Below are 16549 nucleotides of genomic sequence, written 5' to 3' on the forward strand. Positions count from 1 at the left end.
TTTAGTTTAAATTTGAGTAGACATTATGTTTAAGAAATTAATTTGTTTAACCTTGATGCTATTTTCAGGTGTCACTTTTGCAAATGTGATAATCCCTGAGGTGTCAGAAGGGCATCTTGATGTTAAGAAAAACTTTAGTTCAAAGCATGTTGAGAGCCGTTTTTTAAATATCTGGTTACCACCAGGTTATAGCAACACACGTAAGTATGATGTTTTATATATGCATGATGGTCGAATGTTGTTTGATGCCAAAACAACATGGAATAAACAAGAATGGCAAGTTGATGAAGTTGCCGCGAAGTTAATTCAAAGCGGTAAAGTTAAGCCATTTATTGTTGTTGGCATTCCAAATGCGGTAGAAAATCGTCATAGCGAGTATTTTCCACAAAAAGTATTTGAAAGTTTAGCAAAGCAAAAACAAGCAAATTTATATGAGTTAGAGAGGTATCCAGGGCAAAAGCTGTTTTACTCTAAGGTTTATTCAGACAACTATGCTCGCTTTGTTGTTGAAGAAGTCATTCCCTTTATTGAGAATAATTATTCAGTAAATAAAGGTTTTGAACATCGGTATATCGCAGGATCAAGCATGGGAGGGCTTATTTCTTGGTATACATTACTTCAATATCCTAATGAGTTTGCCGGCGCAATTTGTATGTCTACGCATTGGCCAGGGATTTTTACTTATGACAAACAAGTATTTACTACTTTCAAGCAGTATATTTCTGACAATATTGGCAAACTAACAACACAAAAAGTTTACTTCGATTATGGGGATGGCACATTAGACTCCATGTATCCTGATCTTCAAAAACAAATTGATAATGTATTTATGCAACACGGTTATCCAGCTTCGTTATGGCAGAGTCAATATTTCCCTGGTGCGACGCATACAGAAGTTGATTGGGCTAAGCGATTGCAAATTCCACTTGAGTTTATGTTCAGAGCAAACGCGCAAGCACTGTAATAATTGATTGATTAAAAGAATCGAACTGCTTCTGCTAGGCTAAATGCCTGTATTAAAGGTATTTATAGCACGAAGCTATAACTATGAAGTAAAAACTTAATTACATACCCAATATTTATTGGGCATGGCTTTTGGTAAAAGGAAAAATAATGTTAAAAAAACTAGCCTTATGTGGTTTGTTAGCAATAAGCACGCAAAGTAAAGCGGATGACTATTTGCTTTACTTTATGGGGGGCCAATCAAATATGGAAGGATTTGGCTTTAATAAAGATTTACCTGCGCAGTATAAAAAACCAGTTGAAAATACCTTACTCTTTTTTGGTAACCCTGTTGCTGATGATGCATTAAATGGTGGTAAAGGTGTTTGGACTAATTTAATGCCTGGTTTTGGAACAGGCGCAAGATCGACAGATCATTCAATTATTTTATCTGAAAGGTTTGGTCCTGAATTGAGTTTTGGTAAACGCTTATCTGAGCTTACTGATAAGAAAATAGCCATTATTAAATATGCACGTGGAGGCTCATCTATTGCGCTTGGGGCATCTGGCTTTGGTACATGGGGGCAGAACTATGCTGACAACACCAAGGTTAACCAATGGGATAACTTTCAAACTACCGTAAGATCTGCGTTAGCTAACAATGATATAGATGGTGATGGTGAAGCAGATACTTTAGTACCAGCAGGGATCATTTGGATGCAGGGTGAAGCCGATGCCTATCATGAGCAAGCATCTAAGGTTTATTTCGCTAATTTAACAAGCCTTATGAATGATATGAAAATGGCATTTGGTGATAAGGAGTTACCAATCATCCTTGGCAGAATCGAAGACTCTGGTAAAACACCTCAAACTAGAATGATGCCACATATTGAGAGTGTATGGGATGCTCAGAAAAATTACGTTAAATCAAATGCTAATGCTCATTTAGTTGCCTTTGATGAGCCTGTCGAATTCATTGAAGATAAATGGCACTATAAAAGTAATTACTATATAAAACTAGGTAACCTTTTTGCAGAAAAAGCTGCCGAAACGTTAGGCAAGTAAAATTTTTTTGATAACTTCTTGAATAATTAAACCGCCGAATTAACCTCGGCGGTTTTTTGTTTATAATAGGCCCAAATTTAAAATGGAATTTACCGTGAAGAAGCGAAATTATTTTCTCTTTATATATATTTTTATTGCTTTATCTATATTTTTAATAAAAGCTCAGGCAGCTGAACTTAAGCCATTTACAACGGATGGTTGTAGCTCATTTCCCGATGGAAGCTTAGAGCATAAAAACTTATGGTTGGCATGTTGTACAGCTCATGACCTAGCATATTGGCAAGGAGGTACTTTCAAGCAACGTGAGCAAGCGGATGTTGATTTAAAAGAGTGTGTTGCTAAAGTGGGTGAGAAAGAGATTGCTATTTTGATGCTTGCTGGTGTCAGAGTAGGAGGCACAGCTCTTTTACCTACTAGCTTTCGCTGGGGTTATGGCTGGCCATACCCTAAGTTTTATGGTGAGCTAACAGCGCAAGAGCGCATGCAAGTTGAAAACCGTTTAGCAGAATACGCAAATACTGAACAGAACTAACACTTAATAAAGAGAATGGTCAGAGAGCATTCGTGTTTTTTTATAATGATTCAATATGGAGTTTGTAGATGATAAAAAAAGCCTGGATGTTACTTTTATTATTTTCTCTTAATTCTCAAGCACAAAGTTTTCAATCTAAACTTGTTAAAGCCGCCAAAGAGCGTACTGAACACGTTGTAGTTTATAACGGAAGTTATCAAAAAATAGACTACCCTAATGGTGATGTTCCAAAGAATATTGGCGTGTGTACCGATGTGATTATACGTACTTACAGAGCTTTGGGAATTGATTTACAAGCGCTTGTACATGAGGATATGCGCGACAACTTTATCTTGTACCCTTCAAAGCGAATTTGGGGCTTAACCAAACCAGATACTAATATTGATCATCGCAGAGTACCTAACCTACAAGTGTTTTTTGAAAGGCACGGTGAAAGCCATGATACCAGTAATAATGCTGCTGATTATCAAGCAGGTGATATTGTGACTTGGGTTTTACCTAATAACAGGCCACATATAGGTATAGTTACAGATGAACAATCGAAAGATAAATTAAGACCGCTGATTGTTCATAACATTGGCTGGGGTCCTAAAATGGAAGATATGTTATTTAACTATAAAATTACAGGTCACTATCGATTTGAACCAAATCTTAGCGAATAGTTTTTCTGATGTATAAGAATTGTGCCGCTAGCTATTGCTAGCGGCTTTTATTTACAGTCCTGCTTTTTTAGCGCGGGCAGCGTGTAGTTTTTTGTAACTTTCGATTAAACGAAGGTGCCTGTCTAAGCCCTCAAGCTTCATACTGGTTTCTGTTAAGCCATAAAACATCACATCGCCATTGATTGAGCCAACTACAGCATCCATGGTTTCTTGACCAAACATACGAGTGAAGCTGTGAATGTAATCTTCAATCTCAAGGTCATCGCTTAGTGCTACTTCTAACGTTGCGTGCATTGCCTGGTAGAATAGGCCACGTTCAACAATGGTATTGTCATTATATTGTAAGAAAGCTTCAACCAGCTCCATTGCCGCTTCTAAATCACCGAGTGCTAAATAAATAAGCAGTTTTAGCTCAAGAATCGTTAACTGACCCCATACTGTGTTTTCATCAAACTCAATACCGATTAAGGTGATGATATCAATGTAGTTATCTAGTTCACTTTGTTCTAGGCGTTCAACTAAATCGGCAAGTTGATCTTCTGATAAACGGTGTAGGTTTAAGATATCTTCGCGGAAGTTCAGTGCTTTATTGGTATTGTCCCAGATTAAGTCTTCTACAGGATAAACTTCTGAGTAATCGGGCACCAAAATGCGGCAAGCAGTACCAAGGTCTGAGAACTCAGCAATGTAAGCTTCTTTACCTAAGCTTTCTAAAATTCCGAATAAGCTCGCTGTTTCTTCCTCATTGCTGCCAGAGAAATCCCATTCAACAAAATCATAATCGTGTTTAGCGCTGAAGAAACGCCATGAGATCACGCCCGTTGAGTCAATAAAGTGCTCTACAAAGTTTTCAGGCTCAGAAACCGCCATGCTATTGAACGTTGGCTTAGGTACATCGTTTAAGCCTTCAAAGCTTCTGCCTTGTAATAACTCAGTTAAACTGCGCTCTAACGCAACTTCAAAGCTTGGGTGCGCACCAAAAGAGGCAAATACCCCTCCTGTTTTAGGGTTCATGAGTGTTACGCACATCACTGGAAACTGACCACCTAGCGAGGCATCTTTTACTACAACAGGGAAACCTTGTTCTTCAAGACCATTAATACCCGCAACAATACCTGGATATTTATTTAATACTTCCTGTGGTACGTCTGGTAAAACAATTTCTTGTTCAATGATTTGACGCTTAACGGCACGCTCGAAAATTTCAGATAAACATTGTACTTTTGCCTCGGCAAAATTGTTACCTGCGCTCATACCATTACTTAAGAATAAGTTTTCGATCAGGTTTGAAGGAAAGTAAACAGTTTCACCGTCTGAATGGCGAACATAAGGAATAGAGCAAATACCACGCTCTTTATTACCAGAGTTGGTATCGATTAGGTGTGAGCCACAAAGTTCACCATCTGGATTATAAATTTCACGGGTGTAATTATCTAAAATACCCTCTGGTAGCGAGTCATCGTCAGTTAGTGCAAACCACTTTTCATTTGGGTAATGTACGAACTCGCTATTGGCAATGTCTTCGCCTAAAAACTGATCGTTATAGAAGAAGTTACAGTTTAAGCGCTCAATAAATTCACCTAAAGCTGAGCATAACGCGCTTTCTTTGGTCGCACCTTTACCATTGGTAAAACACATTGGCGAAGCAGCGTCACGGATATGTAAAGACCAAACATTTGGCACAATATTACGCCAAGAAGAGATTTCGATTTTCATCCCTAACTCTTCAAGGATGGACGTCATATTTGCGATGGTTTCTTCAAGCGGTAAATCTTTACCTAAAATAAACGTGTTGCTGTCATCACCAGGTTTTGCCATCAGCATTGCTTGCGCATCAGCTTCAATGCTTTCAACAGTATCGATTTTAAATTCAGGGCCGGTTTGAATAACACGTTTTACTGTACAGCGTTCAACAGAGCGTAAAATACCCGTGCGGTCTTTCTCAGAAAGGCTTTCTGGTAATTCAACCTGAATTTGGAAAATTTGGTTATAGCGGTCTTCTGGGTCAACGATATTGTTTTGCGCAACACGAATACCATCTGTCGGGATATCGCGTGAATTACAATACACTTTAATAAAGTAAGCCGCACACAATGCAGATGAAGCTAAGAAGTAATCAAATGGACTTGGTGCAGTGCCATCACCCTTATAGCGTATAGGTTGGTCTGCAATGACAGAGAAATCATCAAACTTAGCTTCAAGCCTGAGGTTGTCGAGAAAATTAACTTTAATTTCCATTAAAAAATTCCACCTTTGTGCGCGTTGCTATCTAAGCTTTGTGTGCCAGATAAGCGTTTTCATCATAATAGGTGTAATTATCTGCTTTTTCGAAGTAATAGTCTTGGGTAAATCGAAAAAAAACTAATTTTAATGCAATAAGTTTCTGGTTGGGAAGGGAGTAGGCGATAACAAAGCTGTTATCGCTAAAAATTAAACACTCGAACCACGAATAATTAACCGTGGTGGTAAAAGGGTATTCTCTACATCTTCACCCCGAATGAGTTTGAGCAGGTTATCTACCAACATTTGTCCGGCGAGGGTAGTGTCTTGTTGAACAGTGGTAAGTGGTGGGTTTACAAAGCTGGCAACCGCAATGTTATCAAAACCAACAACATGTACATCATCAGGGACCTTGATTTTTGCTTCTTTTAACGCGCGAATAGCACCAATAGCAATCAAGTCGCTGGCCGCAAATAATGAGTTAAAACGAATGTTATTTGCTATGAGGGAACGAGTCGCGTGATAGCCAGATTCTTCTGTTGAAATAGCATTAGCCATCTTACGCTCGTTTAAAGCCACGCCTTTGGCTAAGAATGCATCTTTAAAACCTTGGTAGCGAGCAAAAAACTCAGGGCTATGATCAGAGGCATCGCCAATAAATGCACAATCAGTTCTTCCGGTTGCGAGTAAATGCTCAGCAGCTAATTTACCACCACCGTAGTTATCACAGCTGACAGTTAAATCTGGGCGGTTATCTACGCTTGCCCCCCAACATACAAACTTAGTGTTTTGGTCAATTAAGGTTTTAAACTTAGGCTGATAATCGAGGTAATCACCATAACCAAGCAAAATTAGGCCATCTGCACGGTGGCTGTCTTCGTAATCAGCTTGCCAATCAGAGCTGCTAGACTGAAACGATACGAGTAAATCGTAGCCTTCTTTTGCACAGGCTCTTGTAATACTGCCTAGCATTGCTAAGAAGAAAGGATTTATTTGTGATTCATCCGAGGTTGGATCTTCAAATAATAAAAGTGCCAGGGTGCTACTTTGTTGTGTTCTTAAGTTACTGGCATTTTTATCAACTTTATAGTTGAGCTGCTTTGCTACCTCGTGAACACGTCGACGCGTTTCTTCGTTGACCAAAGGGCTATTTCGCAGCGCGCGAGACACGGTTGACTGTGACACACCCGCATAATGTGCAATGTCAAATGATGTCGCCTTACCTTTCATATGGTTACCAAATAACAGAAGAAGTATTTCCATTTTCGGCTATTTAATATTTTTTTCAAGCTATTTGTGACAAGCGGCGTGTGTGTGACTGTTCTGTACACAGCTAGGCATTTTTTATGCGTATATATATGCTTTTTCGATACTTAATACGCAGGTTTTTTTAATAAATACGTATGCATGCACAAATAATGAAAATTTTTATTGATCCCAATCTGACACCGGTGTCATAATGTCACTGTTTTATCATTTTGTTGTCAAAACGTATTTGGCTGCCCATTCAATTGGGCAGCATTTTTTTAATACAAAAGATAGCTTCCTTGAGGCAATGACCCAAAGTTTAGCAGACACAATGGCTTTGCCATTGAAAACTAGAAAAATAAGCGGCAACTAGCTTAGACAAATAGAGAAAACAACATGAACACACAGACAACGACAGAATTCGCTCCTATTCTTGTTGCCGATATTGGCGGCACTAACGCTCGTTTCGCTTTAATCACTGACTTTAATGCACAAACTAACCAGTTTGTTATCGAGCATAATTTAACATTCCCAAGTGCTGACTTTGGCTCTTTAGAAAGTGCAATTACTCAGTATTTCAGCCAAATTTCATTTCCAAAGCCAAACCGTGCATGTTTAGCGGTAGCGGGCCCGATTAAAGCAGGTCAAGTACATTTAACAAACCTTGGCTGGCACTTTAATGTTGCGGACTTAAAAGCTGAATTCGCATTTGAGCAACTTGAAGTAATCAACGATTTTGCTGCATTTGCTTATGCGGCTCCTTATTTAGATGATTCACAAAATATGGCCGTTAAAGCAGGCCAAGCTGATGAAAATGCTAATATTGCCGTAATGGGACCTGGTACAGGTTTTGGTGCTGCGTGTTTAGTTCGAACATCTCAAGGCAGCGCTGTTCTTAGCTGCGAGGCAGGCCATATTACTCTTGCAGCAGTAACTGAATTAGACCGGTTGCTAATTACTGAACTTAAAAAGCAATTAAATCATGTGTCTGTAGAGACTGTGTTCTCAGGCCCTGGTATAGCGCATTTATATCGTGCTATGGCAGCAGTAAAAGGCGTTGAAGCTAAGAATTTAGATGCAGCACAAATCAGTGAGTTGGCAACTACAGGTCAATGTGAAGTGTGTGATGCAACGCTAAATCAATTTTGTGATTGGATTGGTAGCGTAGCAGGGGATTTAGCCCTGACATTTGGCGCATTAGGTGGCGTATTTATTGGTGGTGGTATTTTACCTCGCATGCAACAACGTCTATTATCTAGTCGATTTGTTGAACGTTTTGCAGACAAAGGCATAATGTCGCAATATACTTCACAGATCCCTGTTACGCTTGTAACACAAGACAACATTCCATTCATTGGTGCTGCTGCGTGTATACATGTTAAAAGTAACGCGTAATTAGCAGTTGGATGTAGAGCGGATGAAGAAAGTAACCATCAACAGTGTCGCCAGCTATGCCGGTGTATCGAAAAAAACAGTATCTCGCGTTCTCAACAACGAGCCAAACGTGAGTGATGCAACGCGCGAAAAAGTACTTAAAGTATTTAAAGAGCTTGATTACACGCCAAACCCAATTGCACGAGGTTTGGCACAAAACCGTAGTTTTATTATTGGTTGCTTATACGATAATCCTAGTAAAAGCTATATTACCCGTGTCCAAACTGGTGCCTTAGCTGCCTGTCATGAGCTTAATTACAACTTATTGATCCATCCTTGTGAGTTACGTGGCGACGAATTAATTAGTAATATTGAGCAGTTGATTCAAACCTCGCGTTTAGACGGTATTGTACTGACCCCTCCATTTTCAGATTTTCCTGAACTTGTAAGCTTTTTAAAATCGAAAAAGATCCCGTATGCTCGCGTCGCATCAGCGGTACTTGAAGACGACTCTATTTCTGTAAGAAGTAATGATGAGCAGGGAGCTTTTGAAATAACTGAGCATCTTATTAAGCTTGGTCATAAAGAAATCGCTTTCATTAAAGGTCACCCTGATCACAGTGCTACAGAGCAACGTTTTAAAGGTTACCGAAGAGCACTTGCTTCAAACGGCATTGAGTTTGATGAGCGCTTAGTTGAAGAAGGTAACTTCAGTTATCACTCAGGTGTTGACAGTGCCCGTACTATTCTAGATTTAAATCCTCGGCCAACGGCGGTATTTGCTTCAAATGATTACATGGCAGCAGCGGTGTTAAAACTTGCTACGCAAATGCAGTTAAGAGTGCCAGATGATATTTCTATCGCTGGATTTGATAACGCTCCAATTGCTCGTCATATCTGGCCAGGGTTAACTACCATTGCTCAACCAGTTGAAGAAATGACTCAGCAAGCAGTCAAGCAATTGATTACTCATATTAGTGACCCACAAGAGTCGCCTTATCAAGTAACCCTTGAAGCAAAACTCATTACTCGTGAGTCGACAGCTGCAATTAAATAAATTTCATCTTGTTTTTTCACAGTAGCCCGAGAATGAGTGACGCGTTCTCGGGCTTTTTTATTTCAGATGGGTAAAATGGATAACAACACTTTAACTCATTGTTTTAAAATAGAACTAACTACAAACTTAGGCTAGAGGGTACGCCTTTGATAGTAGTGCTTCATATGAATTCTGCTCATATTCTACTAAAATAAAGCTGTTCATTATTTGGTCATTTAAAAAAATTAAACTAAATTTAACAGATAAGGTTGACACCGGTGTCACAGTCATGAGTTAATACAGTGACACCGGTGTCAGGTTGGTTGTGAGAGACAGCCTGTCAGCGTACCTTTGAACGGGTAAATCAAAGATGCTCAGTACAATTATTTTCGTGGAGTCTGTAATTGTTACTGAGCCTTTATCCTCTAACTATAGAGATGAGTCGAATTTATATGTTGCATCCTCGTATTCAAGAAGTCACCGAACGCGTTATCGAACGCAGTAAAGAGACCCGCCAAGCTTATTTAGAGCGAATCTCGCACGCAAAAAAACAAACAAGAGTTCGTGCAGGTTTAGGCTGTGGTAATATTGCACATGTTATGGCTGCTTGTAGCAGCGATGACAAAGATCGTTTAAAAGCAGACGAGCAACCAAATCTAGCTATCATCAACGCTTATAACGACATGCTTTCTGCGCATGTCCCTTACAAAGATTACCCAGAAATCATCAAAAACCTTGCGACTAAGTACGATGCAACAGCACAAGTTGCTGGCGGTGTACCAGCAATGTGTGATGGCGTAACACAAGGCCGTGACGGTATGGAGTTATCATTGTTCTCACGTGACGTGATTGCAATGTCTACTGCGGTTTCTTTATCGCATGATGTATTCGACGGTGTTTTCTGTTTAGGTGTTTGTGACAAAATCGTCCCAGGACTTTTAATTGGTGCTTTATCATTTGGTCATTTACCAACGTATTTTTTACCAGCAGGTCCAATGCAATCGGGTATCCCGAATAAAGAAAAAGCTCGTGTTCGTCAAAAATTTGCACAAGGCTTAGTAAGTCGTGAAGAGCTTCTTGAAGCTGAAAGCGCATCTTATCACAGTGCCGGTACATGTACTTTCTACGGTACGGCAAACTCGAATCAAATGTTAATGGAAATCATGGGTCTACATTTACCAGGTAGCTCTTTCATTAACCCTTACACAGAACTACGTGATGGTTTAACAGGTCATGCTGTAGAAACTATGTTAAAGCAGTTAATCGAAACAAAAGATGCTAACTGCCTTGCAGATGTAGTAAGTGAAAAAACAATTATTAATGGTTTAGTTGGCTTGTTATCAACAGGCGGCTCAACAAACCACGCAATCCACTTAGTGGCTATTGCGAAAGCTGCAGGTGTGATCCTAACGTGGAAAGACATGGCTGACTTATCTGAAGTTGTGCCACTTCTTACGCGTATCTACCCGAACGGCTCAGCTGATGTGAACCACTTCCAAGCAGCTGGCGGTATGGGCTTCTTAATGAAGCAACTACTTAGCAAAGGTTACTTACATAACGATGTGAAAACGATTGTCGGTGATGGGTTAGAAGCATACACCACGGAGCCAATGTTAGATAAAGATTCATCGGTGATTATGACTAACAGCACAGGCCCAAGCAAAGTTAAATGGGTGTCGTGTCCTGAAAAGTCACACGACGAAGAAGTATTGCGCCCAATTGATAACCCGTTTAGTAAGCAGGGTGGTTTACAGCTTCTTACTGGTAACCTTGGTAAAGCAGTTATTAAAGTATCAGCAGTGGCAGAGTCACACCAAGTTGTTTCTGCACCAGCTAAAGTATTTAGCTCACAAGGTGAGTTACAAGAAGCGTATAGCCGCGGTGAATTAAACACAGACTTTATTGCTGTAATTAAAGAGCAAGGTCCGAAAGCGAAAGGCATGCCTGAACTTCATAAGTTGACGCCAGTAATGGCAACACTGCAAGACCAAGGCTACAAAGTGGCGATTGTCACAGACGGTCGTATGTCGGGTGCATCTGGTAAAGTTCCTGCTGCAATCCACTTAGCACCAGAAGCTGTTGAAGGTGGTGTAATCGCTAAAATTCACGAAGGTGATTTAGTGACGCTTGACGCACCAGCAGGTGTATTGAAAGTACATGTAAGCGATGAAGAATTAGCAAAACGTGAATTACAACTTAGCCAACCAAGCCAAACATACGGCACAGGTCGAGAGTTATTTGCAGGTTTCAGAAATATAGTAAGTAGTGCAGACCTAGGCGCTAGCGCCTTTGGTTTAGAATAATAATACGCCGTTACTGGGCTATGAGGAACAAACAATGAGCATTGAGAAAATTTTATCATCGGCACCTGTGGTACCGGTTGTTGTTATCGAAAAACTTGAAGATGCAGCACCCCTTGCACGTGCGCTTTATAACGGTGGCTTAAAAGCATTAGAAATTACTTTGCGTACGCCAATTGCGGCAGAAGCAGTGAAGCTAATGAAAGAAGCCGTACCAGAAGCATACGTTGGCACAGGTACTGTGGTTGATAAAGCGACATTTAATGCATCAGTTGAAGCCGGTGCTGACTTTATGGTTAGCCCTGGCGTAAACGACGAATTATTAGCACTGGCTAAAGAGTCTGATATTCCATTTTTACCAGGTGCTGCGACACCAAGTGAAGTAATGAAATTAGCAAGCCAAGGCTTTAAGTTTCTAAAGTTCTTCCCTGCAGAAGCAGCGGGTGGCACTGCAATGCTGAAATCAATTGGTGGCCCTTTACCACAAGTAACATTTTGTCCAACAGGCGGCATTAGCCTTGAAACAGCACCTAACTACCTCGCACTTAAAAACGTAATCTGTGTGGGTGGTACGTGGATGTTAGACAAACAACTTATTGAAAACAAAGACTGGCAAGCCATTGAAGCGCTTGCTCGCCAAGCAAGTGAAGTAAAATAATTAACGGGAGATATTAGAATGATTAATGTTGCAATTAATGGCTATGGACGTATCGGTCGTAACGTATTACGTGCCCTTTATGAGTCAGCTCAAAACAACGAAATCAAAATCGTTGCAATTAACGATTTAGCACCAGCAAATGTTAACGCGCATTTAACTCAATTTGACTCAGTTCACGGTCAATTTTCTCAAAAAGTAACACTTGCTGAAAACACCATGCTAATTGGTAATGACGAAATTACCCTTACGCAAGAGCGTGATCCTGCAAACCTACCTTGGAAAGCTCTAAACGTAGATATCGTTCTAGAATGTACTGGTTTATTCACTTCACGTGAGGCAGCGGCTAAACACATTGAAGCAGGTGCTAAAAAAGTAATCGTTTCTGCTCCTGGTACTGATATGGATGCAACTGTTGTTCATGGTGTTAATAGTGAAGTATTAAACGCTGACAGCAACATTATCTCAAATGCATCGTGTACAACAAACTGTTTAGCGCCGATTGCAAAAGCAATCAACGACACAGTAGGTATCGAGCAAGGTAGCATGACGACAATTCATGCATACACAAACGATCAAAACTTATCTGACGTTTATCACCCAGATTTATATCGTGCACGTAGCGCAACTCAGTCAATGATCCCAACTAAAACAGGTGCTGCTAAAGCAGTTGGCTTAGTACTTCCTGAACTTGCGGGTAAACTAGACGGCATGGCAGTACGTGTACCAACAATCAACGTTTCTTTAGTAGACTTAACGTTCGTTGCTAAGCGTGAAACAACTGCAGCAGAAATCAACGAAGTAGTTAAAGCAGCATCAGAAGGTGCAATGCAAGGTATTCTTGAATACAACGAACTACCGCTTGTTTCTATCGACTTTAACCACAACCCAGCGTCTTCAATCTTCGATTCAACCCAAACTAAGGTAGATGGTAAGCTTGTTAAAGTGATGGCTTGGTACGATAACGAGTGGGGTTTCTCAAACCGCATGTTAGACCAAGTTAAAGCGCTAGGTCAGTTCTTATAATAGAACAGTAAAAGTTTAAGCTTTATCCAACAAAGCCACGTTTATCGTGGCTTTTTTGGTTTTTACTGGAAATTAATTTGGATTCACATTACTTTATTGTGCGTAATTGTTTTCAAGGAAAGATAATGAAAAAAATCTTATTAACTACGTCACTCTTTTTATCGTCGATACTGCCTAGTTATGTATCCGCATCGCAAGAAGCACAGCAACTTGCAGTGTGTTTAACTGATTCACTAAATGGCAAAGAGCGAAAGAACCTCGCTAAGTGGATTTATCTAGGTATGTCGACGCATAGTATAATTAAGCCTTTCTCGAACGTGACAGAACAAGATATGGATGAAACTAATCGCTATGTTGGTGCGTTAGTTACGCGTTTATTAACCGAAGACTGTCCAAAGCAAGCAAGGGCGGCGATTGAAGTCGGCGGTCAGGGAGCAATGGAAAACGCATTCGGTATTGTGGGTGAAGTTGCAATGCAAGAGTTAATGGCTGAGCCAAGTGTTGGTAATGCTTTAGGTGCATTTGATAAATACCTTGATCAAGATAAGTTTGATAAAGCATTTCAATAATATTTAAAAGGCTTATTCTTTTATAAGCCTAAATCGTTTCATAAGGATATGGATGTTTAATAAAATTAGACAGTTATTCGCTAATAAGCTGTATAAAACAATCGCGCTGGTTTTAGTAATTCTCATTGCAGGACCTGAGTTAATGATGGGGTATGAGCTTATGGCACTACTTGAGTTTTTAGGTCCATCGACATTTGTGCTTATTCATTTAGCTGGATTAATGCTCTACCTTGAAAGGCTAAAAAACGCTTTCATGAACTTTGAAAAACATAGTTTATGCTATAGGCCAATGACTTCACACATTATTGAAATGCCTGCGTTGATTATTCATTTCCTACCTGAACGCAGCCTAGTTTTAGGTTCTATTAGCTTAGTATCAATTTGTTGTGTACACATGATAGTGATGGCTTAGCGTATATTTGTTCCTAAATTCTTCTGTGTTATGCTGCAAAAAATTGATAAATGGATTTTTATATCATGACACGTCTTTATCACCGGTTATTTCGGGCTGAGCAGTTTCAAGTGGGTGAAGGCAATATCAGTGGCTATATTGCCTGCTTCTTAGCGATTTTATCCTGTTTAGGAGTATTAGCTTTTCACTTTCCTGAGTACTTAACGACGCCAGAGCTTCGACAAAACTACAGCGTTGAGTTTTTGCGTCAGCTAATGTTCGTGGCACTAATTATTTCAGGCAGTTTAGGCTTGTTGAACTTTGTTCGTAACACTAACAAACGACTCGGTGCAACAGCTTGGGTGCTGATACTTCTTGCTATTGCATTTGGTGGCCCGAATGTTCAAGTGAGCGATTTTAGAGATAATACGCCATACTTAGGGCTTGATTGGTTCATTCTTGATTTACTTGGCTCCACACTGATTTTTATTTTAATTGAGAAGCTGCTACCGCACCGCAAAGAGCAAAAAATTCTCCGCTCTGAGTGGCAAGGCGATTTAAATCATTTCTTTGTAAATCATTTAATTATCGGTTTTGTGCTTCTTGCAACCAATCAGTTTGTGCATCACGCATTTGGCTGGGCTGTATCTGATACTGTGCAAGGCTTTATTATACAAATGCCATTTTTACTCCAGCTCTTTTTAATTATTTTAGTGGCCGATTTAATGCAATACTTTGTGCACAGGGCTTATCACGAAGTACCTCTGCTTTGGCGTTTTCATGCCGTGCATCATAGTGCAAAAGAAATGGATTGGCTCGCAGGCTCACGTCAGCATATTTTAGAAATACTCGTGACGCGTAGCTTAGTACTTACGCCTATTTTTGTACTGGGCTTTCCATCTGAAGTCATTAGCCTTTATGTGATTATTGTTGGCTTTCAGGCTGTGTTTAACCATGCCAATGTTCGCGTAAATTTTGGTTGGTTAAAGTATTTTCTGGTTACTCCTCAGTTTCATCATTGGCACCATTCATCTGATAAAGCGGCCATTGACCGTAACTATGCAGCGCATTTTTCTTTTTTAGATTATCTATTTGGCACCGCTGTAAAAGGTCAAGCAGAGTGGCCCGATAAATATGGTGTGGTTGGCGATTACATGCCCGAAGGAATGTTAAAGCAGCAGCTGTTTCCGTTTAACAGGCAAAAATAAAGCCTCAGTGAGGCTTTGTTTATAGGCAAATTAGTATTAAATCATAATCGCGCAAGCAGCTCAGAAAAGCGAGGTCGTTTTTCTGAGTTGAGTACCAAGCACTCTTGGGCTATGTCGGCAAGCATCTTTGTAATGTCATTTTGTTCAGTCACAACAGTCAGTAAATCATCGATAAAATAACCGAGGGCACGTACTTCAATGCCTTCTAATAGCTGTTGTTGAGTTGGCATTAGCATCGATAAATCGGTTGCGGCACCAAAGTCACCAAACAATAAATCGCCTTGTGAATTGATCATGCTGTTATGGGCATAAATGTCACCATGGCTAACTTGCTTTTTATGCAAATGGGCGAGGGTACTTGTCATTTGTTGAATGATTTTTAGCACCATTTCTGGCGTGTACTGGCAGTTGTCTTCGAATGTGTCACGGGTACAACTTGCAAGTGATGGTGGTAAACCAAGGTTCGTAAACTCTTTATTGATCAGCTCCATTACTAAACCCAGTTGTGACTCTTCATCAACATAGCCCAACGCTCTAATTAGGTTTGGGTGCTCACTTGCTTGTAAACAGCAATTAAGCTCATCGAGTGGGTAGCCATCACTGGTGATCTCGCCTTTAAATAACTTAAGGGCAACAGGTCGTTGATGCCAGTTTGCGAAGTGAATAACCCCAGATGCGCCTTGGCCAATCTGCTTTTTAACATCGATTTCATCCAGTGCTATTTGGCTAAACAGCTCACAATGTAAGCTGGTTGAACGATTTAAATCGTTACCAGAGAAGGCAAGCCAAGCAAGTTTCGGTAAGGCTAAAAGCCAATCTGCAACTTTTGTAAGCTTATTGGCGCTTAAACGTATTAGCTCAAGCTCTTTACAATTAGCCATTGAGGCTGGCAAATGTGTTAACTGATTGCCGGCCAGTGCCAGCTTTTTAAGCTGACTGTACTCACCAAATGTATCCGGCAAAGCGGGGATTTGATTATCAGTTAAGATCAGCCATTCAATTTTCGTTGGCAAACAGTGTGCTTTAAATTCAGTAATTTGATTACTTTTAAATGCAACCATGATTAAGTTTGGGCATTGTCTTAGCACGTCAGGTATGTGTTTAAACTGATTAAATGATAAAAACAGTCGTTTTAGATTTTTTAATTTGTAAAAATCGTCAGGTAAATCACTTAGCTGGTTATTAGATAAATCAAGGGTTTCTAACGTATCGGCTAGGGTATAAATTTCTTTTGGGAATTCAGTTAGTTCTGCAACAAGCTGAAGCCGTGTACTACCTTGTAGAGAACCGGCTTTTAACTCTTCGAGGGTATTCAATGTTG

Annotated in this window: 15 protein-coding genes; 12 read left to right on the top strand and 3 right to left on the bottom strand. The window is 40.0% G+C overall.

Annotated elements, in window-relative coordinates; genetic code table 11:
• Window positions 1–25 precede the first annotated feature (25 nt).
• The 4 genes from EVU92_RS11535 (at window position 26) to EVU92_RS11550 (ending at window position 3201) form a co-directional block, all read left to right on the top strand.
• Window positions 26–964: an alpha/beta hydrolase-fold protein gene (locus EVU92_RS11535; protein WP_130051344.1), complete on the top strand. Its 939-nt coding sequence runs from the start codon at window positions 26–28 to the stop codon at window positions 962–964.
• A 149-nt stretch (window positions 965–1113) separates the two neighbouring features.
• Window positions 1114–2007 carry a sialate O-acetylesterase gene (locus EVU92_RS11540; RefSeq protein ID WP_130051345.1) on the top strand — a complete coding sequence of 298 codons (894 nt, stop codon included), beginning with the start codon at window positions 1114–1116 and terminating at the stop codon, window positions 2005–2007.
• Between the two features lie 94 nt (window positions 2008–2101).
• On the top strand, window positions 2102–2539 hold the full coding sequence (locus EVU92_RS11545; protein WP_346654649.1) for a hypothetical protein: 438 nt from the start codon (window positions 2102–2104) through the stop codon (window positions 2537–2539).
• A 68-nt stretch (window positions 2540–2607) separates the two neighbouring features.
• Window positions 2608–3201 carry a DUF1287 domain-containing protein gene (locus EVU92_RS11550; RefSeq protein WP_130051346.1) on the top strand — a complete coding sequence of 198 codons (594 nt, stop codon included), beginning with the start codon at window positions 2608–2610 and terminating at the stop codon, window positions 3199–3201.
• A 51-nt stretch (window positions 3202–3252) separates the two neighbouring features.
• On the opposite strand, the gene EVU92_RS11555 is transcribed toward EVU92_RS11550, so the two are convergent.
• Window positions 3253–5439 (bottom strand): OsmC domain/YcaO domain-containing protein, encoded by a 2187-nt coding sequence (locus EVU92_RS11555; protein ID WP_130051347.1) that lies wholly within the window; start codon window positions 5437–5439, stop codon window positions 3253–3255.
• Between the two features lie 192 nt (window positions 5440–5631).
• The gene (locus EVU92_RS11560) at window positions 5632–6651 is read right to left on the bottom strand and encodes a LacI family DNA-binding transcriptional regulator (RefSeq protein ID WP_130052281.1); all 1020 of its coding nucleotides are present in this window, start codon (window positions 6649–6651) and stop codon (window positions 5632–5634) included.
• A 414-nt stretch (window positions 6652–7065) separates the two neighbouring features.
• Between EVU92_RS11560 and glk the strand changes: the two genes are divergently transcribed.
• From glk to EVU92_RS11600, 8 genes are all read left to right on the top strand, one after another.
• Window positions 7066–8064 carry a glucokinase gene (glk, locus tag EVU92_RS11565; protein WP_130051348.1) on the top strand — a complete coding sequence of 333 codons (999 nt, stop codon included), beginning with the start codon at window positions 7066–7068 and terminating at the stop codon, window positions 8062–8064.
• Window positions 8065–8086: 22 nt separating this feature from the next.
• The gene (locus tag EVU92_RS11570) at window positions 8087–9100 is read left to right on the top strand and encodes a LacI family DNA-binding transcriptional regulator (RefSeq protein WP_130051349.1); all 1014 of its coding nucleotides are present in this window, start codon (window positions 8087–8089) and stop codon (window positions 9098–9100) included.
• A gap of 431 nt (window positions 9101–9531) precedes the next feature.
• The gene (edd, locus tag EVU92_RS11575; protein WP_130052282.1) at window positions 9532–11382 is read left to right on the top strand and encodes a phosphogluconate dehydratase; all 1851 of its coding nucleotides are present in this window, start codon (window positions 9532–9534) and stop codon (window positions 11380–11382) included.
• A 34-nt stretch (window positions 11383–11416) separates the two neighbouring features.
• On the top strand, window positions 11417–12037 hold the full coding sequence (eda, locus tag EVU92_RS11580; protein ID WP_130051350.1) for a bifunctional 4-hydroxy-2-oxoglutarate aldolase/2-dehydro-3-deoxy-phosphogluconate aldolase: 621 nt from the start codon (window positions 11417–11419) through the stop codon (window positions 12035–12037).
• Window positions 12038–12055: 18 nt separating this feature from the next.
• Complete coding sequence (gene gap / locus EVU92_RS11585) at window positions 12056–13060, top strand: type I glyceraldehyde-3-phosphate dehydrogenase (RefSeq protein ID WP_063705673.1); 1005 nt, start codon at window positions 12056–12058, stop codon at window positions 13058–13060.
• Between the two features lie 125 nt (window positions 13061–13185).
• On the top strand, window positions 13186–13629 hold the full coding sequence (locus EVU92_RS11590; RefSeq protein WP_130051351.1) for a hypothetical protein: 444 nt from the start codon (window positions 13186–13188) through the stop codon (window positions 13627–13629).
• 52 nt (window positions 13630–13681) lie between these two features.
• Window positions 13682–14041: a hypothetical protein gene (locus EVU92_RS11595; RefSeq protein ID WP_130051352.1), complete on the top strand. Its 360-nt coding sequence runs from the start codon at window positions 13682–13684 to the stop codon at window positions 14039–14041.
• A gap of 65 nt (window positions 14042–14106) precedes the next feature.
• Entirely contained in the window at window positions 14107–15228 is a 1122-nt protein-coding gene (locus EVU92_RS11600) for a sterol desaturase family protein (protein ID WP_130051353.1), read from the top strand.
• A 41-nt stretch (window positions 15229–15269) separates the two neighbouring features.
• Here EVU92_RS11600 and EVU92_RS11605 read toward each other — a convergent pair whose 3' ends face one another.
• Window positions 15270–16544, bottom strand: a complete 1275-nt coding sequence (locus EVU92_RS11605) for a protein kinase (protein WP_130051354.1) — start codon at window positions 16542–16544, stop codon at window positions 15270–15272.
• Window positions 16545–16549: the final 5 nt, after the last annotated feature.

Source organism: Pseudoalteromonas sp. MEBiC 03485, from assembly GCF_004195145.1.
Classification (GTDB): domain Bacteria; phylum Pseudomonadota; class Gammaproteobacteria; order Enterobacterales; family Alteromonadaceae; genus Pseudoalteromonas; species Pseudoalteromonas apostichopi.